This window comes from Pseudoduganella sp. R-34 (genome assembly GCF_049904655.1).
Taxonomy (GTDB): Bacteria; Pseudomonadota; Gammaproteobacteria; order Burkholderiales; family Burkholderiaceae_D; genus Rugamonas.
Genome location: NZ_CP184572.1, coordinates 1224548 through 1245456, shown reverse-complemented (window position 1 = coordinate 1245456; position 20909 = coordinate 1224548). Strand labels below are relative to the sequence as shown.

At 63.4% G+C, this 20909-nt stretch carries 15 protein-coding genes and 1 rRNA gene; 4 read left to right on the top strand and 12 right to left on the bottom strand.

All coding sequences use genetic code 11. The features are described 5' to 3' along the window. Window positions 1-67: 67 nt before the first annotated feature. A 16S ribosomal RNA gene (locus tag ACN9MW_RS05770) occupies window positions 68-1598 on the bottom strand. Window positions 1599-1970: 372 nt separating this feature from the next. On the opposite strand from ACN9MW_RS05770, the gene ACN9MW_RS05765 reads away from it, so the two are divergent. Beyond that, window positions 1971-3179 carry a hybrid sensor histidine kinase/response regulator gene (locus tag ACN9MW_RS05765; RefSeq protein ID WP_426168491.1) on the top strand — a complete coding sequence of 403 codons (1209 nt, stop codon included), beginning with the start codon at window positions 1971-1973 and terminating at the stop codon, window positions 3177-3179. Here ACN9MW_RS05765 and ACN9MW_RS05760 read toward each other — a convergent pair. The 9 genes from ACN9MW_RS05760 to ACN9MW_RS05720 all read right to left on the bottom strand — a co-directional run bounded on the left by ACN9MW_RS05760 (window position 3142) and on the right by ACN9MW_RS05720 (window position 13672). Further along, a complete protein-coding gene (locus ACN9MW_RS05760) occupies window positions 3142-4407 on the bottom strand; it encodes an EAL domain-containing protein (protein ID WP_426168489.1) in 1266 nt (421 codons plus the stop codon). The genes ACN9MW_RS05765 and ACN9MW_RS05760 overlap by 38 nt on opposite strands. Next, window positions 4394-5503, bottom strand: a complete 1110-nt coding sequence (locus tag ACN9MW_RS05755) for a protein-glutamate methylesterase/protein-glutamine glutaminase (RefSeq protein WP_426168486.1) — start codon at window positions 5501-5503, stop codon at window positions 4394-4396. Before ACN9MW_RS05755 ends, ACN9MW_RS05760 begins: the two co-directional genes overlap by 14 nt. Next, complete coding sequence (locus ACN9MW_RS05750; protein WP_426168484.1) at window positions 5500-6009, bottom strand: chemotaxis protein CheD; 510 nt, start codon at window positions 6007-6009, stop codon at window positions 5500-5502. Before ACN9MW_RS05750 ends, ACN9MW_RS05755 begins: the two co-directional genes overlap by 4 nt. A 1-nt stretch (window position 6010) precedes the next feature. Next, on the bottom strand, window positions 6011-6823 hold the full coding sequence (locus ACN9MW_RS05745) for a CheR family methyltransferase (RefSeq protein ID WP_426172117.1): 813 nt from the start codon (window positions 6821-6823) through the stop codon (window positions 6011-6013). After that, complete coding sequence (locus ACN9MW_RS05740; protein WP_426168482.1) at window positions 6823-7293, bottom strand: chemotaxis protein CheW; 471 nt, start codon at window positions 7291-7293, stop codon at window positions 6823-6825. The genes ACN9MW_RS05745 and ACN9MW_RS05740 overlap by 1 nt, the downstream gene beginning before the upstream one ends. 9 nt (window positions 7294-7302) lie before the next feature. Continuing rightward, window positions 7303-8922 carry a methyl-accepting chemotaxis protein gene (locus ACN9MW_RS05735; protein WP_426168480.1) on the bottom strand — a complete coding sequence of 540 codons (1620 nt, stop codon included), beginning with the start codon at window positions 8920-8922 and terminating at the stop codon, window positions 7303-7305. A gap of 10 nt (window positions 8923-8932) precedes the next feature. Then, the gene (locus tag ACN9MW_RS05730) at window positions 8933-10963 is read right to left on the bottom strand and encodes a chemotaxis protein CheA (RefSeq protein ID WP_426168478.1); all 2031 of its coding nucleotides are present in this window, start codon (window positions 10961-10963) and stop codon (window positions 8933-8935) included. A 12-nt stretch (window positions 10964-10975) separates the two neighbouring features. Further along, window positions 10976-11251: an STAS domain-containing protein gene (locus tag ACN9MW_RS05725; protein ID WP_426168475.1), complete on the bottom strand. Its 276-nt coding sequence runs from the start codon at window positions 11249-11251 to the stop codon at window positions 10976-10978. A gap of 63 nt (window positions 11252-11314) precedes the next feature. Next, the gene (locus tag ACN9MW_RS05720) at window positions 11315-13672 is read right to left on the bottom strand and encodes a penicillin acylase family protein (RefSeq protein WP_426168472.1); all 2358 of its coding nucleotides are present in this window, start codon (window positions 13670-13672) and stop codon (window positions 11315-11317) included. A gap of 170 nt (window positions 13673-13842) precedes the next feature. Between ACN9MW_RS05720 and ACN9MW_RS05715 the strand changes: the two genes are divergently transcribed. Then, window positions 13843-15363: a M20/M25/M40 family metallo-hydrolase gene (locus ACN9MW_RS05715; protein WP_426168470.1), complete on the top strand. Its 1521-nt coding sequence runs from the start codon at window positions 13843-13845 to the stop codon at window positions 15361-15363. On the opposite strand, the gene ACN9MW_RS05710 is transcribed toward ACN9MW_RS05715, so the two are convergent. Continuing rightward, the gene (locus ACN9MW_RS05710; protein ID WP_426168467.1) at window positions 15364-16782 is read right to left on the bottom strand and encodes a hypothetical protein; all 1419 of its coding nucleotides are present in this window, start codon (window positions 16780-16782) and stop codon (window positions 15364-15366) included. 2 nt (window positions 16783-16784) lie between these two features. Continuing rightward, window positions 16785-17996 carry an SPFH domain-containing protein gene (locus ACN9MW_RS05705; RefSeq protein ID WP_426168464.1) on the bottom strand — a complete coding sequence of 404 codons (1212 nt, stop codon included), beginning with the start codon at window positions 17994-17996 and terminating at the stop codon, window positions 16785-16787. A gap of 158 nt (window positions 17997-18154) precedes the next feature. Here ACN9MW_RS05705 and ACN9MW_RS05700 point away from each other — a divergent pair, with 158 nt between their 5' ends. Both ACN9MW_RS05700 and ACN9MW_RS05695 read left to right on the top strand, forming a co-directional pair. Next, window positions 18155-18838 (top strand): response regulator transcription factor, encoded by a 684-nt coding sequence (locus ACN9MW_RS05700; protein ID WP_426168461.1) that lies wholly within the window; start codon window positions 18155-18157, stop codon window positions 18836-18838. Next, window positions 18835-20859, top strand: coding sequence for a sensor histidine kinase (locus tag ACN9MW_RS05695; RefSeq protein WP_426168459.1), 2025 nt, complete (start codon window positions 18835-18837; stop codon window positions 20857-20859). The genes ACN9MW_RS05700 and ACN9MW_RS05695 overlap by 4 nt, the downstream gene beginning before the upstream one ends. The last annotated feature ends 50 nt before the right edge of the window (window positions 20860-20909 follow it).

Below are 20909 nucleotides of genomic sequence, written 5' to 3'. Positions count from 1 at the left end.
CTTACGTTTGACCAGTACCTAACAACAGCCGATAAGTGTGAACGTTTGAGTCTGATGCCGACTCTAGAAAGGAGGTGATCCAGCCGCACCTTCCGATACGGCTACCTTGTTACGACTTCACCCCAGTCACGAATCCTACCGTGGTAAGCGCCCTCCTTGCGGTTAAGCTACCTACTTCTGGTAAAACCCGCTCCCATGGTGTGACGGGCGGTGTGTACAAGACCCGGGAACGTATTCACCGCGACATGCTGATCCGCGATTACTAGCGATTCCAACTTCATGTAGTCGAGTTGCAGACTACAATCCGGACTACGATACACTTTCTGGGATTAGCTCCCCCTCGCGGGTTGGCGGCCCTCTGTATGTACCATTGTATGACGTGTGAAGCCCTACCCATAAGGGCCATGAGGACTTGACGTCATCCCCACCTTCCTCCGGTTTGTCACCGGCAGTCTCATTAGAGTGCTCTTGCGTAGCAACTAATGACAAGGGTTGCGCTCGTTGCGGGACTTAACCCAACATCTCACGACACGAGCTGACGACAGCCATGCAGCACCTGTGTGCAGGTTCTCTTTCGAGCACTCCCGAATCTCTCCAGGATTCCTGCCATGTCAAGGGTAGGTAAGGTTTTTCGCGTTGCATCGAATTAATCCACATCATCCACCGCTTGTGCGGGTCCCCGTCAATTCCTTTGAGTTTTAATCTTGCGACCGTACTCCCCAGGCGGTCTACTTCACGCGTTAGCTGCGTTACTAAGTCAATTAAGACCCAACAACTAGTAGACATCGTTTAGGGCGTGGACTACCAGGGTATCTAATCCTGTTTGCTCCCCACGCTTTCGTGCATGAGCGTCAGTTTTGACCCAGGGGGCTGCCTTCGCCATCGGTGTTCCTCCACATCTCTACGCATTTCACTGCTACACGTGGAATTCTACCCCCCTCTGCCAAACTCTAGCCTCGCAGTCTCCATCGCCATTCCCAGGTTAAGCCCGGGGATTTCACGACAGACTTACGAAACCGCCTGCGCACGCTTTACGCCCAGTAATTCCGATTAACGCTTGCACCCTACGTATTACCGCGGCTGCTGGCACGTAGTTAGCCGGTGCTTATTCTTCAGGTACCGTCAGCAGATCTGGATATTAGCCAGACCCTTTTCTTCCCTGACAAAAGAGCTTTACAACCCGAAGGCCTTCTTCACTCACGCGGCATTGCTGGATCAGGGTTGCCCCCATTGTCCAAAATTCCCCACTGCTGCCTCCCGTAGGAGTCTGGACCGTGTCTCAGTTCCAGTGTGGCTGGTCGTCCTCTCAGACCAGCTACTGATCGTTGCCTTGGTGAGCCTTTACCTCACCAACTAGCTAATCAGATATCGGCCGCTCCAGGAGCACAAGGCCTTGCGGTCCCCTGCTTTCATCCTTAGATCGTATGCGGTATTAGCGTAACTTTCGCTACGTTATCCCCCACTCTTGGGTACGTTCCGATATATTACTCACCCGTTCGCCACTCGCCGCCAGGCCGAAGCCCGCGCTGCCGTTCGACTTGCATGTGTAAAGCATGCCGCCAGCGTTCAATCTGAGCCAGGATCAAACTCTTCAGTTCAATCTCTGTTTTTCGGTATTGCTACCGAGGTCACTCACTCAAAATACTGACGAAATCTCATAAAGAGATTTACGTTTAATTTTGTGCGAGCGTTATAACGTATATTTTGAGCATCGGACCCGAAGGTCCGGGCATATCGTCAAACGCCCACACTTATCGACTGTTGATTTTTAAAGATCGCTGCCTTATCGTTGACAAAGCGTTGTGTTTGTCATCAGCAGAGAAGCGAGATTATGCGGTACAGCGTGCAACTCGTCAACCCCATCTTTTTCTCGTTTCGCTTCGCTGATTTGTCAGCGCTGCGTTGCGAGGGACAGAACTATAGCAAGCCAGATTCACTCTGACAAGGGCCACACGTGAAAAAGGTTTGGAATGCCATCTAAACAAGCTCAGCCACGCCCGCCAACAGTCCTGGTCGTCGACGATTCGCCCACCCTGCTGCTCGCCCTGCTCGACCACCTGAGCCACCATGGTTTCCTGGTCGTGCTGGCGCACGATGCGCGCGAAGGCATGATGCGGGCGGCACTGGCCGAACCTGACCTCATCCTCCTGGATATTGTGATGCCTGGCCTGGATGGCTTCGAGGCATGCCGCCGCCTGAAGGCCGATGCCGATACGCGCGAGATGCCGGTCATCTTCATGACGGGCCTCAGCGACGCCAAACAGATTGTCAGCGGCTTCGCAGTTGGCGGCGTCGATTACATCACCAAGCCTTTCCAGGTCGAAGAAGTCCTGGCCCGCATCAATACCCACATTGCGCTGCGCCGCGCGAATAATGAGTTGAAGCAGGCTTACCAATCGCTGGCGCGGGCCCAGGAAGACCTGGTGCACCATGAAAAACTGGCGGCACTTGGTTCCCTGGTTGCCGGCATTGCACATGAACTGAATACGCCGATCGGCAACAGCCTGATGGTGGCAAGCACCTTCGAGGCGCAAACAGGGGATATTCGCGAGCACTTCAACAAGGGCGAAAACATGCGGCGCTCGGAACTGGTCGGCTATCTGGATAATGCCTGCACCACGACCGAGATCCTGATGCGCAACCTGCAACGTGCCGCCGACCTGGTCACCAACTTCAAGCAAGTGGCGGTGGACCAGACCAGCACCCAGCGCCGCACCTTCCTGCTGTCGGAAGTCGTTTCAGGGAATGTATTGACCCTGCTGCCATCGATCAGGCGCACCCCGTTCGAGGTCGTGCAGTCCGTCCCGGACGAGCTGATGATGGACAGCTACCCCGGCCCGCTCGGCCAGGTAATCGCCAACCTGGTCAACAACGCCATCATGCATGCCTTTGATGGCCGCAGCGAGGGCAAGGTGGAACTGGTGGCTGAGTATGAGAAGGCCGACTGGATTGCGCTGCACGTGCGCGATAACGGCAACGGCATCAGCGCCAGTAACCAGGAACGCATCTTCGATCCCTTCTTTACCACCAAGATGGGCGTCGGCGGTTCAGGCCTCGGCCTGCATATCGTGCACAGTATCGTCTCCGACATCCTGGGCGGACGGATTACCGTACGCAGCGAGGAGGGCTGCGGTACCTGCTTTACCCTGTCCCTGCCGCTGGAGGCGCCGCGTCACTGAGTTGATGGCCCGCGCAGTCGCGCAATCGCTGGCGGCTGTCCTTGTACCACTCGACGAATTCGCCTCCCTCCATCGGGGCGGCAATCAACGGGCCTTGTCCAGTGCTGCAGCCCATCTCCCTCATGAGCGCCCAGTCTTCGACGTTTTCGATGCCGTCGGCGCAAGCCGGCACGCCAAGCTTGCCGGCCATGGCCAGCAGGCCCTCGAACAACGGCCTGCGATGGCTGCGCTGCGCCGCCTCGTGCACGAACAAGGGGTCGATCGAAATCTCCGCCAGCGGGAAGCAGGCAAAGTCGCGCGTTTTTGCCTCATAGCGCCCGCAGTGGACTGCCCCGACGCCGTAGCCGCGCAAGCTCAGGCGGCCTATATTGTGCAGCGCTTCCGGCTCACAGGCTGCAATCACCGCCTCGCTAATCTCCCAGCAAACGCTGCCCGGCTTGACGTCCTGCGCCTGGATGCCGGCCACCAGCCGCCCCAGCTCTCCCAGGTCTTCCAGGAGTTCGGCCGGCAGCGGAAGCGACAGCTTGATCGCTGACAGCCCCATTTCCTGCCAACCGTGCAAGTCTGCTGCGGACTGGGTTGCCAGCGCCAGCAAGATGGCGCCGATGGTTTCACTGTCGCCCGCCAGCGCAGGAAGCAGGCGGGCGACATCGATTGCAGTACGCCCCGGGCGGCGCCAAGTGCCCTGCACCGCGATGCCCACCATCCGGCCGCTATCGAGGGCGACGCGCGGCGCATATAAAGATATGAATTCTCCGGCCGCCAGGCCGGCCTCAATCTCCATGAAGTTGGGAACTTCCGGCGCGACGTCCTGTTCCAGCTCGGCCAGCGCCAGCATCGATGCGTCGTGCAGCAGTGCCTGCAGCGCTTCCAGCCGCACCGGCTTGGGCATGGTGGACAGCAGGCGCATCGCACTGCCTGCAGGCAGGCTGCTTGCCGCTTCCATCAGGCGCGGCTGGTTGGCCGATGCGGCGATCAGGTTGGCCGCCCAACGCCGCTTGGCCAGTTGCTGGATCAACTCCACGCCGTCCATGCCAGGCATGTCGAGGTCCGTCAATACCAGGTCCACCGGGGCGGCGCGCTGCTCCAGCGTGAGCAAGGCATTGATCCCGTCGTTCGCGACCAGGACAGTGCCGAAGCCAATCTGGCGCAGCAACGCTGCTACGTGCTCGCGTTGCACTGCGCTGTCCTCGACGATCAAGGCCGTGCTTGCGCTAAAGTCCTTCATTCGCCCTCCGTTCGACACCTCCATATTGCAGGATTTCGCGGCTTATTGCATCCAGCGCGACACTGCGCTCCGCCGCGCCGCGCTTCACCGCTTCCCGCGGCATGCCGTAAACCACGCAACTCTGTTCGTCCTGCGCCAGCGTGCGGGCGCCGGCCTGGCGCATTTCCAGCAGGCCGACAGCGCCATCGTCGCCCATTCCGGTCATGATAATGCCGAGCGCACTCGCGCCGGCACACTTTGCCACGGACCTGAATAGCACGTCGACCGAGGGTCGGTGACGGTTAACCAACGGTCCATCGACCACTTCGACGAAGTATTGGGATGGCCCGCGCCGCAGCAGCATATGGCGGCCGCCTGGAGCAATCAATGCTTGGCCCGGACGCACGGGGTCGTTATTGCGAGCTTCCCTGACCTCGATCTGGCACAGGCCGTCCAGGCGCTCGGCGAAAGCAGCGGTGAACTGTTCCGGCATGTGCTGCACGATGACGATGCCCGGCGCAGCCGGCGTAAGCTCGCTCAATACGCGTTCCAGCGCTTGCGTGCCGCCGGTCGACGTGCCGAGGGCCACGACGCGCCCATTGCCACGCGCGGGCAGTTCTCGCTCGCCCATCGGGGACAGGATGGCGTCCGCGCTCAGCTTGGCCGGCGGTACCTGGGGCGGCGCCGACAGGCGGACGGCGGGAAGAGCTTGCAGCCTGGCCTGGGCCGCGCTGCGCACCGCAGCTACCAGATCGTCGCAGCCCTCGTGCGGCGACTGGCGCAGGTCCAGCCGGGGCTTGCCGACTACCGCAACGGCGCCGGCAGCCAGCGCCTCCATCGATATGCGGGTGCTCTTCTCCGTCAGCGAGGAGCAGATGACAACCGGCGTCGGGCGTTCGGCCATGATCTTGCGCAGGAAGGTGATGCCATCCATGCGCGGCATTTCGACATCCAGCACCACCACATCCGGCCACTGCAGGCGCATGCGCTCCCCGGCCAGGATCGGGTCGGCCACGGCGTGCGTGACCTGCATGTCCGGCTCGCGGCCGAGCAGGCCGCTCAGCACTTGCCGCACCACGGCCGAATCGTCCACCACCATGACCTTGATCTGCTTCATGCCTCGCCCTTTTCCGCCAGCTCTCCCTGGCGCACCCAGACATCGCCGGTGGCCACGTCGAACAGGATATGCCGGTGGCCCGTGCCGAACAGGCTTTCCGACACCACGGGAATGCCGTACTCAGCCAACAGCTTTTCCGCCGCGACACCGTTGCGGTGCCCGATTCCCATTTGCCGGCCCGCTTCGATCGATGGAAACATGGTGCCGCCGCCGAATACCTTCGCCTCGCATTCCCGCGCGGGCACGCCGCGCTCCTTGAGCTGGGCCACCATCAACGTCATCGCGTCCTTGCCATAGCGGCCGCTCAAGCCAGCTTCCGGCTCGCCGTCCGCCCCCGCTTCGCGCTCCGACAGCAGGAAGTGCGACATGGCGCCGATGCGCAAGCGCCGGTGCCACAAGGTGATCGACACGCAGGAGCCCAGCACGGTACGGATGCGGTAACGCGCATCGCCGACGAAGTACTCGCCGGGCAGCAGGTAGACCTCGAAGCCGGCGCCCGTTTTCATCTCATTCCTTGCAATAAATTGCCGGGGAAACGCCGCGTACCGGCAGCCCCATATCGTGCAGGCTCTCTGAGTGGCCGATGTACAGGTAGCCGCCCGGGCGCAGGTAATCGAGCACGCGCAGCACCACGCGCCGCTTGGTTTCGCCGTCAAAGTAGATCAGCACATTGCGCAGGAATACCACCTCGAACCTGCCCAGCGCCGGCAGGCGCGCCGCATTCAGGTTGATCTGGGCGAATTCCACGCATTCGCGCAGCACGCGTGAAACAAGAAGCGTACCGTCTTCGACGTCGATGCCCTTCAGGCAGAAGCGGCGCAGGTATTCCGGCGGAACATGGGCGGCGCGCGTCATCGGGTAGTGGCCCCGGCGCGCCGTCTCCAGCACGCGCGCGCTGACGTCGGAAGCGAGCACCTCCCAGCCTTGTGGCGGCAGCAGGTCGGCCAGCACCATGGCGATCGAATACGGCTCCTCCCCTGTGGAGCAGGCTGCGCTCCAGACCCGGAACGGCGCCCCGTCCTGCCGGCGTTCCTTCAGCACGGTGCGCAAATGCTCGAAATGGCGGGCTTCGCGGAAGAAGTAAGTCTCATTGGTGGTCAGGAGGTCGATCGCGATCTGGGTTTCCTCCGGCGCCGTTCCGCTGGCGATGAACGCGAAATAGGAGCCGTAGCTATCGAACTGCAGGTGCTGCAGGCGCTTGGCGAGGCGTCCCGACACCAGCGGCTTCTTGGCCTCCGACAGCGAAATCCCGGCCGCTTCGTGGATGAAGCGCTGGAATTGCACGAATTCGCGATCCGTCAGGGGAGCAACTGTCTGCATCAATTCACATCTCCCGCCATTGCGGCGATCTCCGGCACGTTCAGCACGGCCTCCAGGTTGACCAGGATGACGAATTTACCATCGACTTTGCCGATGCCAGTGATGAAGTCGTTGCGCAGCCCCGCTCCGAAGCCGGGCGCAGGTTCGATTTGCCCTGCGTCGATGTCGAGCACCGCATTCACCGCGTCGACCAGCAGGCCAAGCACCTGCTGCTCCGGCGCCTGCCCGCATTCGACGATGACGATGCAGCTCCGCCGTCCTGTTGTGCACGGGGCGCGCCCGAAGCGCGCGGCCAGGTCCAGCACCGGCACCACGGCGCCACGCAGGTTGATCACGCCGCGCACGCAGGACGGCATCATCGGCACGTCGGTCACGCCGCCGTACTCGATGATCTCGCGCACGCCGAGGATCCCCAGCCCGAACGTTTCCTCGCCAAGGCGGAAACTCAAGTACTGGTGTTCTGCTTCCATGCCCTGCCCTCAGAATCGCGTGAAGTTGCTTTCATCCAGCGGCGGCACCCGCGCCAGCCGGCGCTGCGGCGCCCGCTGGCCGGCCGGGGGCTTCGTCTCAACAGTGCGGCGCGGCGCTTCGTCATGGGCGACGCGGAAGAAGCGCACCAGCTGCTGCAACTCCTCCGCCTGGCTGCTCATTTCTTCTGCGGTGGACGCCAGCTCCTCCGCTCCGGCGGCATTCTGCTGCGTCGACTGGTTCAACTGCCCCATTGCCATGTTGATCTGGCCCACCCCCGTCGCCTGTTCGATCGAAGCGGCGGCGATTTCCTGCACCAGGCGCGAAGTCTGCTGGATGGCCGGCACCATGGCGTCGAGCAGGCCGCCGGCCCGTTCCGCCACCTGTACGCTGCCGCTGGCCAGGTCGCCGATTTCCTGCGCCGCCACCTGGCTGCGCTCCGCCAGCTTGCGCACTTCCGCCGCGACAACGGCAAAGCCCCGCCCATGCTCGCCGGCGCGCGCCGCTTCGATGGCGGCATTCAGCGCCAGCAAATTGGTCTGGTAGGCGATATCGTCAATGATCACGATGCGTTTGGCGATATCGCGCATGGCGCTCACCGTGCTGCGCACCGCCTCGCCGCTTTCTCCCGCCTCGCCAGCCGCCCTGGAGGCAGTAGTGTCGGTCAGGCGCGCATTGTCCGTGTTCTGGCCGATGGAGGCGCTCATTTCTTCCACCGAAGCGCTGGTTTCCTCCACGCTGGCTGCTTGCTGGCTGGCCGCCTGCGACAGGGATTGCGCCGTGGCGCTGACTTGCTCCGACGCCGCTGCAAGCGCCAGCGCACCGTTGCTCACTTCCGAGGCGACGCCGGACAGCTTGTCGACCATCTGTTTCATGGACGCGAGCAGGCTGGCCTTGTCCCCTTTCCGCAGCTTGATTTGCACCGCCAGGTTGCCCTCGGCGACCTCCTGCACGATGTGGGCCGCGTAATCCGGCTCGCCGCCCAGTTGGCGCAACAGGCCCCGTATCATCCACACCGACAGCACGATGCCCGCCAGCAGGCCGCCGCCCAACAGCATGGCGTTGGTGCGCATGGTGGCCTTGGCCTGCGCCATGGCCGACTCGTATTCTTCGCGCGCTACCCGCTCCTGCAAGTCGATCAGTTTGCCCATGGCTGCCAGCACGGCGCGGAACTGCACGTCGGCGCCGCGCGCATCCTCCAGCGCATCCTTATGCTTGCCGGCGCGCGCCTTCTGGATGATGGCGCTGCGCATGTTCTGCCAGCCGCTCCAGGCTACCGTGTACTGCGCCGCCAGCTGCTGCTCCTGCTGCGTCAGCGAGGTAGCCATGTACGCGCTCCAGTTCTTGCGGATCAACTCCTGGTGCGAGGCATCGCCCTGCTGGGCAGCCTCCACCTCGGCCGGGCTGGCGGCCGCGGCGGTCATCACCATGCGGTGGCGGGTGCGCAGCATGTATTCATTGACCTTGCCAAGGTAGATCAATGCCACCGTCCGGTCCTCATAGGTTGTTTTCAGGCGGGCATTGCTGAACTCAATGCCGCGCATGCCGGCGTAGCCGATGCCCGCCATCATCATCACCAGCACCCCGACCAGCAAGCCAAGGCGCATACCCACCGTCAGTTTTCGCCGCATCGTCGTGCTCCTATGCCGCCAGGTTTCCAGCTTGCCTTGCCTGCAGTTGCTTGAGCAGGGCCGGTATGTCCAGGATCAATGCCACGTCGCCGCTGCCCAGCACCGTCGACCCGCTGAGGCAGGAGATGGCGCTGAACACTGGGCTGAGGGGCTTGATCACCGCCTGGCATTGTCCCTGCAGGCTATCGACGACCAGCCCGGCGCGCTGGCCGGCGTGCCGCACCACCAGCACGCTTTCGCGGCAGGGAGCTACGCCTTGCAGGCGAAATAACCGGCGCAGGGCCACCGTTGGCAGCACCTCGCCGCGCAAGTCGACGAAGCCGCGCCGTTCCCCACGCTCATGCTCCACGCATTCCTCGATCGTGCCGAGCGGGATGGCGAAGCGCGAGCTGCCAACCGTCACCAGCATGCAGTCCATGATGGCCAGCGTCAGCGGCAAGCGCACCCGTACCGTGGTGCCGCGGCCAGCTTCGCTGTCGATGGCGATGCTGCCGCGCAGCGCTTCGATATTGCGCTTGACCACATCCATCCCGACGCCACGCCCCGACAGGCTGGTCACCGCACTGGCGGTCGAGAAGCCCGGCTCGAATATCAGCGCGAACACTTCGCTGTCGCCGGGTCTTTGCTCCGGCCCGAGCAGGCCGCGCTCGATGGCGCTGGCAATGATGCGTTCGCGCTGCAGGCCGCCGCCATCGTCGCCGACTTCGATCACGATGCTGCCCGAGTCGTGAAAGGCGTTCAGGAACACGGTCCCCTGCAAAGGCTTGCCACGCAGGCGCCGTACTTCGGGCGCCTCTATGCCGTGGTCGATGGCGTTGCGCACCAGGTGGGTCAGCGGGTCGCCGATGCGCTCCACCAGCGTCTTGTCCAGCTCCACGTCCTCGCCGCCCAGGACCAGGCGAATATCCTTGCCGATTTCGCGCGCCACATCGTGCACCACCCGCTGGAAACGGTTGAACGTGGCGCCGATCTTCACCATGCGCAATTGCAGGGCGCTGTCGCGCACCTGCTCCACCAGGCCAGCCAGCGCGGAAGTACTGTCCTGCAGGTCGGCGTCCTTGAAGCGGCCGCCTATCATCTGGGTGCGTGCGCTGGCAATGATCAACTCTCCCACCAGCGTAATCAGCTGGCCGAGACGCTCGGCGTCGACGCGGATGGTACGGCTTTCTCGCGGCCCCGCCGCTGCTGCGGCAACGCCAGGCGCCGCCGGTGGCGCTGCAACCGGCGGCGCCACCGTCCCGAGGGCGCTGGCCTGCAGCACTTCCGCGATGGCGGCGCCGTGCAGCGGCAAGATATTGGCCAGGCGCTGGAAGTCCTCATTGCCGCTGCCGGGCGGCAGAAGCCGCAAAATACATTCATCGTGCAGGAACTCGAACACCTTGCTGATTTGTTCGGCGTTTGCCGCCGTTTCCAGCACGATCTCGAAACCAAGGTAGCAGCTTTGCGGGTCCATCTGCCCCGGCGGGGGCAAACCGCCATCGACCGTGGCCAGCGCCACGATTCGCCCCAGGCGGCCGAGATAGGCGATGAAGGAAGCCGGGTCCATGCCCTGCCGGAAGACATCGCGCCCGAACTCCAGCGACACCAGCCAGCGGCCGCTTTCACCAATATCGGCCGCGGCGCCGAAGGACGCCGCCATCGGCAACAGGGCGGGCGCCGGGGCAAGATAGGCATGCAGTGCATCGAGCTGCGGGCGGCACCGTTCGCCCAGCTCGCCCCGTCCGCCTCGCTCGACATCGCGCACCATCGCGCCAATCTGGTCGGCGCATTCCAGCAGCAGCGCTACCAGTTCGCCATCGAGCGGTTGGGCACCGTTGCGCACTTCTTCCAGCACGCTTTCCACTGCATGCGTGAACAGCACGACGTAATCCAGTCCAAACAGTCCCGCCGTTCCCTTGATGGTGTGAGCCGCGCGAAAAATGGCATTGACGGCTTCCTCCTGCACGGCAGGCTCGCCCAGCTTCAGCAAGCCGGCTTCCATCTCGGCCAGCAACTCCCCCGCCTCGGTGACAAACGCCAGCAAGCCTTCGTCCAGGTCCATGGGGGTGCCTTCCTATTGGATGCGCAGCAGCTCGAACAGCGCGACGACAGCGGGACTGTGCGCGACCAGCCGCAGCTCCTTCCGGCTGGCTTGAGCGGCGCGGCGCGCCATCAGCAACAGCTGGGCGCCGGCCGTGTCGATCTCCGTCACGCCAGCCAGGTCCACTTCCAGCGCCTGTGACTGGGCAAGGCGTGCCAGGAGCACGTCCTTCATTTCCTGCACGCGCCGGATCGTGAGGTCGCCCTCGATGAAGAGCAGCGCCGGCGGCTCGATGCGCTGTGGGCTCATGCGCCCATCGTATGCCCATGCCCGGTGACTGGCAAGCCCGGTGTGCGGAGTTGCACTAAGTCACTATTCTCGCAATTGCCTGACGCGGCGCGCCGGGTCGGCGGCGATGGCGGCTGCCGTGAAGGGCAGCAGGGGCAGGCGCTTTTCGGCGTAGAGCGGCAGCTGGTCGGCATAATGCGCCGAGCGCGGGTCAGTGGACTGCCCGTAGACCAGCAGGCCGCGCGCCTGCGGCCCATCTTCGTCGAAGCTGACCAGGTGGATATAGCTGGTGCCCCAGGTCACCCGCTCGTAGCCCGAAGTTCCCAGCTCGCCGGCCATATGGATGGAGTTGTAACTGCCGTCGATATCGCCAATCGCGCCGTGGATGGGGAAGCGCTGGCCGTTGCGCGGCTCTACCTGGAAATCGGCCAGGCGCCCGTCAAACGGCACGCCAAGCTGCCGCAATCGCACAGCGGCGTCCTTCAGCGCCGCCAGCATGGCAGGTATTGCTGCCGGCGCCACGCCGCGCGGCGAGTGCAGCGGATCGGTTGCATCGAATGCCTGCGACCATATCGCCGGCAGCTTGGCGGCGCTGTTCCAGAATTCGCGGAACAGCACGGCGCCGCGGCTGTCCAGCTCCGCCTTGCGGTCCCATGTCGCCAGCGCGGTGCAAGCTTGCAGCAGCAAGTCGTCGGTACTGGCCATGCAGGCCGGGACCAGTTCCGGCAGCACCAGTTCCGCCGCCAGCACGCGATTGGCGAACATCAGCGCCTGCAGGTCCTCCTGCCCGACATGGCCGCGCTGCGCCAGCATGTCCTCGATGCCGATAAAGCCGCTGCGCGTGCGCAGGTGCTGCGCCACACCCACAGGGCCATACAAGGGAGAATACCCAAGCGGCGTCGGCCCGACCAGCAATTGCCGCGCATTGGTGACCCAATAGCCGTCGTTGGAATTTGCCACATAGTCTGCGCGCAGCATGCTTGGTGCATTGGCGCCGCCGAATATGCCGTCCGGCGTGCCATCGTCATCGTGCCCCCAGGCGCAGGATGAGCGCGCCCCGTCGAACATCAGCAGTGTCGCCAGCAACAGGCAATCGCCGCTGAACTGATCGGCGCCCTGGTGCGGCACGACGCTGGCATCGGCATAGAAAGCACCGCCGTTCCTGTCTGCGGCCACCGTGTTCACCCAAGGCAGGCCGACCAGCCGCCCGAGCTGTTTTTGCAAGTCCTGCACGCTGCTGGCGCGACCGATGGCGAGCCATTGCTCCATCAAGCGCGTGTTGTTGCGATTTGGGTCGCCCAGCACCAGCAGGCCGCCCTGCCCCTGCGGACTGCCAGGCACCGCCAGCACGGCGCCCAGTTTGCTGAAGTAGAAGGCTTTGCTCTTTTTCAGCAAGCTGCCATCCGGCTGCAGCACATCGATTGCCGCCGTGCGGGTCTCCAGCCATTGCGGCACGCCGTCGATCACGTAGCGCATGGGATCGGCGCCGTCGCGGGGCAGGCGGAAAGTGGTGAAATGCACCGCCTTGGTCACGGTATGGGTCCAGGCCAGGTCCTTGTTGAAGCCGATGACCACCAGCGGCAGGCCGCCCAGGCTCACGCCCATTGCATCGTAGCTGCCCGGCACCGTGACGTGCAGCTGGTAGAAACGGTCGGTGCTGGTCCATGGATAATGTGGATTCCCCAACAGGATGCCGCGGCCGTTGCTGCTGGCTTCCCTGCCGATTGCCAGTGCGTTGCTGGCCATCGCGCCCTGGGTTGGCATGACGTACGGCTCGCCCGATGGTGGCGCATCCACCGGGCCTTCCTGCAAAGCCAGGGTAACGTTGCCGCCTACATCGCGCGCTGCGGCCACGATTTCGGCGGCAAACACTTCACCCGTGGCATGCAATGCCTTCTCCGCGATCAGGAGCATCACGTCGTCAAAGCTGATCGGCTTGACCCAGGCCGCATTCCTGCAGGCCTCGGGCAGGCGCGCACCATGCTCGCGCAGATAGCGGTTGTAGCCGGCGGCATAGCCGCGCAGCAGTTGCTGGATTTCGCTCGAACCGGCGGCATAGCCGGCCCGTAGCTTCTCGATATCCAGGTAGCCTTTGAAAAAGAAGTCGCTATCTTCGTTGCGCAAATCCATGAAATCAAGGGCGGCGCCATATTCGCCGTTGAGGGGCTTTGTCGCGTGGGCATCCGGTCCGAAGTAGCGCGAGCGCTCGCCGCGCACCGTCAGGAAGCTGTCGGCCAACATGCAGATATTGTCTTCGGCAAAAGAATAGGCCAGGCCATAGCCGACGCCTGCGAAATCCTTGGCCTGGATATGCGCCACGCCATAGCTGGTACGGGTGACTTCCGCGGCAAACTGTGGTGCCGGCGTGCCGCCGTTACTGCCCTTGCCACTGCAGGCAGTGAGGAATATGGCCGCACATGCGGCCAGCAGTTGCGCTTTCATGGTCTTCCTCCTCCCTCAGAAAAGTGCACGCTTCCATGATGTGCGCGGCATTTCTGCGACAGTTGAGGCAAATCAAATTGGTACACAATCGTGCGAAACCAATAATCTGCTAAGATTTTTGACAAATGCACCCGCCCCGGGTGCATTTTTTTTTGCGCAAAGGAGCAGACATGAAGAGATTCACCCCAGTCGTACTGGCCGCAGGACTCTTTGCAGCCAGCGCAGCAAATGCAGCCCCCACCTGGATTACCCTCGGCGACGCCGCTTACGCCAAGCTGCAAGCCGCCGCGCCGCAAGCCGTTGCGAAGCAGAGCAAGCAAGGCCAGGGCAAGGAGAAAGTCCATCTGGTGCAAATCGACGAAGAAACCATGCTGAAACTGTCGGCCGCCATCCACAAGGAATTGAAGCGCTGCGGTGGTTTCATCGTGCATGCCAGTGAGGAGGAAGGCCGCCAGGCGTTGGTCAAGGCAGGCACCGTGCAGCCGCTGGCATTGGCCGTCAGCCGCCCAAGCTACGCCATCGATAACCAGACCGCTGTCAACGGAATTCTGCCGACGATGCAGGCCTCGAACATCGCGCAGACCATCATCGACATGTCGAACTTCGCGAACCGCTACTACCGCACCACCAATGGCGCCAATGCCTCCAACTGGCTGGCGCAGAAGTGGACCAGCATGGCTGCGGGCCGCAGCGACATCAGCGTGAGCCAGTACACGCACTCGGGCTATAACCAGAAGTCCGTGATCATGACCATCAACGGCACCGACAATGCTTCCGAAGTCATTGTCATGGGCGGCCACCTGGATAGCATCAACATGAGCGGCAATGGCGAGACCTCACGCTCGCCCGGCGCCGACGATGACGCTTCCGGCATCGCCAGCCTGACCGAAGCGGTGCGCGCCATGATCGCCGCCGGCTACAAGCCGCGCCGTACCATCAAGATCATGGGTTATGCGGCGGAGGAAGCCGGCCTGCTCGGCTCCAAGGATATCGCGGCGAACTTCAAGGCGAACAACGTCAACGTGGTCGGCGTGCTGCAGCTGGATATGACCAACTACCGCGGTTCGGCCAAGGATGTCTGGATCTACACCGACTACACGGACAGCCAGCAGAACACATTCCTGGCCTCCCTGATGTCGACCTACCAGCCGAGCGTCACCGTGGGCTACAGCTCCTGCGGTTACGCTTGCTCCGACCATGCCTCCTGGCAGAACCAGGGCTTCCCGGCCTCGATACCGTTCGAAACGCTGATGGGTGAAGATAACCCTTACATCCATACGTCCAACGACACCTATGCCAATTCAGGCAACCAGGCCGACCATGCGCTGAAGTTCGCCAAGCTGGCTGCAGCTTTTGCGGTGGAACTTGGCAGCGACGGTCCTGTCATCGTTCAGCCGGACACGGTCGAAACCTTCAGCGGCAGCCTGACCCTGAACCAGAAGAAAACCTTCGGCCCGTTCAAGGCAGGCGTTGGCACCTTCAAGGCTGAAACCACCGGCACCGGCGACATCGACCTGTATGTCCGCAAAGGTTCGCTGCCGACCACCAGCAGCTACAGCTGCAAGTCGGACGGCTCCACTGCGACCGAGACCTGCAGCACCAGTGTCACGGCCAATGGCGACGTCTACGTCATGTTGAACGGCTACAGCGCCGGGACCTATAACCTGAAGGTGACTTACCGTCCGCAGTAATCAGCGCAGGCTGACCGTCTGGCGTTTCCAGGCCGGGTCCTGCCACTTGTAGAAAGTGGACAGCGATTCCGGCCTGTCGGCGCCGCGTTCAGTTGCCAGCGTGGCCATGTCCAGCAGCTCGAAGCTGCGGCGGAACTTGCCCTCGGCGCGCACTTCCCGCGCCGCCAGCATCTTGGCGGTGCCCGGCACCCAGCCCGCGAATTCCGCGTAGCCGATGTCCGGATCGCTGGAGGCCGGCGGCAGCACGTCGATCACCCAACTCTCGCCCTGGCGGCGAAACAGCCACATTTCGCGCCAGCCATCGAGCGGCTGCACCGCCAATGCCAACGCCGTGCCTTGCGGATGCACGCGCGCCGACGCCATCCACGCCACACCCCAGGTACAGCGGCTCGCGAGCTGCTTGCCGCCGCCTTGCAAGCTGACGCAAGTTTCGCCCGGCCGGCCCGCGGCGGAAGTCACTGCCAGCTGGGGCGCCGTCTTGCCCTGCGCCGGCGCCGGGGTGGGTTCCAGCGCCCAGCGCACCGCGCCGACCCGCACGCCGGCTTCCGCATACGCAGCATTGTCTTCGTCCGCCAGTTCTGACTTGTTGACTGCCGCCAGCGCCTGCTCCGCGCGGCCGGCTGCCTGCGACGCATCCTCGCCCTTGCGCGCGCGCTGGAACGCCACGCTCGACCAGACTGCCGCGCGCCGCATATGGATGCGGTTCTTCATGTGTTCCGGCAGGCGCGCCAGGTCCACCGTGTCGAGCAGTTCGGCGCGCCAGCGGTCATGCTCGGCGCGCTGCACGACGCCCAGCGCTGGATCGATGCAGGCGCCGTTGCTCAACGCCAGCGCCGCGCGGTAGCGTTGCTCGGCACTGGCGGCGACCGCCAGCACGCGGCGAAAAGCGTCGCCGTCGTAGCAGACCCGCATCTTGCCGTCATTCTCGTAGCTGCGCATCGCCACGCCATAGCTGGCCACCACTTCCAGGTGGGCGGCCAGCGCCGTCTCGGCCTGCGGCGCCAGTTTGGAAGAAGCACGCGCCGCCAGCCGCTCCGCCATGCTGCCGATCGCATCAAACGGTTCAGCATCGATGGCTTGCGGTGCGGCGGCCTTCAGGTAGGCAGCACCGTAGCTGATGCCCAGCGCCTCGGAACCCGGCGTATCGCGCAGGAAGCGCAGCACCGACAGCAGCTCCGGCGCGGCAGCAGGCTGCAAGCCGACTTGCCGCACGCGGCTCGCGCGCACATAGCCGGCCCGCTCGCGGCGATGGTCGTACACCTGCAGGAAATCGCCGCGGGTGCCGCGCACTTCCAGCGCGTCGCCCTGCCACAGCACGGCCTGGGCCTGGGCTGATTCGCGCGGCGCCGCCCGCAGCGGGAGTTGGTCCTGGGCGACGATGGCCAAGGCCAGGGTGGCGGCAAGCATTGAGGCGGCCATGCTTATTCTCCAGCGGTGGCAGCAATACGCTCGGCGTGCGCGGTCTTCGGCGCACCCACCAGCGTCGAGCCAATGAAGCCGCCATCGGCCGGCGGCGGCGCGATGATGACCGACACCTTGTCCGACAGCTTGTCGGCCATGGTCTTCTGGATCAGCAGCGGATGCTTGCTCAGCAGCTCGCCGTCGCGCTCCATCTGGGCGCTGGCGATCTTGCCCACCAGTTCCTGGCGATAGGCTTCGGCGTCGGCCAGCTTGCGGCGCGAATCCGCTTCGCCGGCAGCTTCGATGATGCGGGCCTGGGCATTGCCCTCCGAAGTCTTGATGCGGGCCGTCTTTTCAGCCTCTGCTTCCAGTTCACGTTGCTTGACTTGCTTTTCCTTGAACGGCAGCACGTGGCGCATGGCTTCTTCCTGGGCCCGGGCGGCAATCACTTGTTCGGAAGCGGCAGCTTCGGCGGCCTTTTCGCGCGCCACTTTTTCAGCCTCGGCTTCGAGCGCGGTCTGGCGCACCTGCTTTTCTTTCAGTTCCAACGTGTAGCGCATTTTTTCGGACGCCAGCTCTTCGGCCAGCAGTTTCTCCATGCCGGCTTTGAAATCTTCCGGCAGCACGACCTTGCCGATGGTGACGCTGCGCAGCACAAGGCCGTCAGCAGCCAGCTTGGGCTTCAGTTCAGCCTCAATGGCCTGCTGGATTTCGGCGCGCTTGGAAGAAAAGATTTCACGCACCGTGTAGCGCGTCAGTATCTTGTAGATCACCCCTTCCACATCGGGCGCTACCACGTCGCGCGAGATATCGGCCGGCAGTTTGGACGCGAATTGCTCAAGGCGGGCCTGGTCCAGGCCATAGCGCACCGACATGTCCAGACCCAGAGACAAGCCTTCCCCTGACTGGAAGGGAGTCTCGCCGGCAGCAGCCGGGCGATAGGTCTGGTCGCGCAGCGACAGCAGGCGCAATTCATGGATGCCGGGCAGGTCCAGCGCCAGGCCTTCGCGCACAATCGCCGTATCGCCGGTCAGGTGGTTGGTACGCACTGCCACTTCGCCGCGGCCAACCGTGCGCATTGGAGGGAACTGGTACAAACCGTAAGCGGCGGCGCCGGTCACGGCAAGCAGCACGACGCCCTTGCGGGCGCCGGAAGGGAGATGAATGCTGCTGGCAGCACGGCCGAGCGTCGAGCGAATCGCCTGCAGCATCGTACTGATCCGGTTGTTCATGATGATTGCCTTTCTGGTTGGTTGGCCCGGCACCGCGCCGGTGCAGCAATCTTCCGGCCGCAGGCCGCGAACGTTCAATGCTGCCGCCTGCCCACTCCCTTCCGGCCTGTGAAGAAAAATTCACGCCGGCGGCCGGGCTTTTGGGTAATACTTCCTGCATGACACGCGTAGCCATCATTGAAGACGATCTCCCCACCAGCAACCAGCTTGCCGGCTGGATTGCCGCGGCCCGCCCCGGCATCCAGGTCGACCAGTGGTTCAACCGCGACGACGCCGAGGCAGCCATCGCCCGTGAACGCTATGACCTGGTGGTACTGGACATTGAACTGGGACGCGAGCGCCACGCCGGCGTCGCCGTCATCAACGCCATCAACAAGCGCCATGCGACGCCGGTGTTGGTGGTGTCGGCCATGCCGGCAGCTATCTACCGCTCGATCATGAAAGCGCTGGACGCCTGGGATTACCTGCAAAAAACCACTTTCGAAGAAGCCGACTTCATCGAAACCTTCCTGGAGATCCTGCGCGCTGCAAAAGACAGCAAGCCCGCCGCCCCGGCCAGCGAGCTTGCGATGGATCCGCTGCGCCAGCGCACGCCCACCTGGCGCGGACAACGCATCAACCTGCCGCTGACGGCGCAGCGCATCCTCGCAGCACTGTTCGAGCGGCGCGGCCAGGTGGTGTCCTACGAAGACCTGTTTGAAGTGGTGAAAAGTGGGCGCAACCGCGACAATATCCGCAAGCATGTGAGCACCATTCGCGACGCCTTCCGCGAAATCGATCCGGACTTCGAGTGCATCGAGAACATCCCGATGCGCGGTTTCCGCTGGACCGACCAGGCATGAACCCCATTTCCCTGCTGACGCCATACCGACTGCGCATCGTATTGCGCATGGCCTTTCCGCTACTGGGAGTCGCCACAGTCGGCCTGGCGGTATCCGTGCTGCAGCAGGAGAAGCAGCTCAGCTACCAGGCTTACGAGCACTCCTTCCACAAGACACGCGAGCAGATCGCCGCTACGCTGCGCCATCCAACCGGGCAGCTCGCCCTGCTGAATCCAACTGTGGGTCAGAACCCCGGCCTTCATCCGGTACTGTTGCCTTATGCCGCATTGGATTTCGACGACCAGGCCAAGGTGCAGCAAGCGATCTCCATGGCCGGCTGCGCTGCACCGCGCAGCGACAAGGGCACGCTTTGTGTCGGCATCGGGAACAATCCCTGGGCAGGCGGCTTTATCTACGTCGCCGGGACCTTCCATGCTCCACTGCTTGCGGCCCACCCGATACGCGAAGAGTCAATCGAAGGGGCTCACCGCGTCGACGTGAAGGTAAGCTTGCGTGGCCAGGAGTACCACTGGATCGCTCCTTTCGAACAGACCGGCGACCCGGCAAACGGCGGCATACGCGGCCGCCTGACCGGCTACACAGCGGCCGATGCAGGCCAGCCGCATGCCCGTCCGGTCAAGGATTTCCGCGGCTGGATCTGGCAAAGCCCGATTTGCGCACCTGAAGGCACGCCTGGCTGCGCGCACAGCACGTTCTTCTCTGTCCGGCTGCCGGTCGGGGTGCTGCAAGACGCCCTTTTTGCCAAGCCCCGGCCAGCCTGGCCGCCAGCGGACTTGGCCAACATCAACGTTGACTTGGCAGTACTGCCGCCAGGCGATGGCCCTGCGCTGCTGGACACGACACGCGACCAGGCCACGCCGCTGTTTTCCCTGCGCGACCTGCAGTCGCTGCTTTTGCCAGGTGAAACCCTGCGCATCCGCACCGAGCAAGGCAAGGAAGTGTTGACCCTTTCGGCAGCCAGCAGCAGTGGCGACCAGAGCTGGCACGCCCTGCTTACCCTGGTACGCCACCTGCCAGTCGACACCACCGTCAAGGCACTGCAAACCCACGCCAGCGTGCCTACACCGCTTGGCAATTTCGAAATTGAATTGAGCGGAGATGCGCGCAGCGTCAGCGACACCTTGAGCGTGGTGGCCACCCGTGTGTCCTGGTTTGTCGGCGCCATCCTTGGTGCATTGCTGGTGGCTTGGCTTGTAGTGGAAGCTGGCATCATCCGCCCAATCAGCATCCTGACCAAACGCGCCGACAAAGTAGCACGCTCAGTCAAGACTGCCGGAGCGCTCGATGAATTTGACTTGTCCGACCTGCGCGGCCGCGACGAATTGGGTGTGCTGGCCAACTGCCTGCACGACCTGCTGCGGCGAGTGCGCGAGGACGTGGAGAAGGAAGCGATTCGCGCCGAGCAGGAGCGAGACATGTGGCACGCAGTCGGCCACGAAATCATGTCGCCGCTACAGTCGCTGATGGCGCTGCACGGTGGCGAGCATGACCCAAGTGGGCGCTATATTCACCGCATGCAGCAGGCAGTACGTGTACTTTATGGACAAGCATCACCCAGCGAGGCATTTCAGTCGACCACCCTGCAGCTGGAAACCCTGGACCTCGACGCCTTCCTGCGCGATGTGGCAGCCAACGCACCTTGTGTCGGCATTGCCGACGTAAGCTACCAGGGCGGAACGCCCGCCATGGTTCGCGCCGATCCTTATTCGCTGGAAGATGTGGTGACCCACATCTTGAACAACGCTAACCGCCACCGAACGCCGGGCACCCCGATCACGATGACGTTGACGTCAGACCAGCGCACAGCCAGCCTGGCAATCCATAACAAAGGCGCCTCGATCGCGCCGGCGCTGATCGACAAGGTATTCGAGTATGGCGTATCGGGCCAGGAAGAAGGCGCCAATCGCGGCCAAGGCCTGTTCGTCGTCAAGACTTATATGGCCAAGATGGGCGGCACAGTAGCTGTGCGCAATGTGGCTGGCGGCGTCGAGTTCACACTGACGCTGCATGCGGGAGCCTGAAGTAGAAAAGCAAAAAGCCCGCCGGCATTCATGCCTGGCGGGCTTTTCTA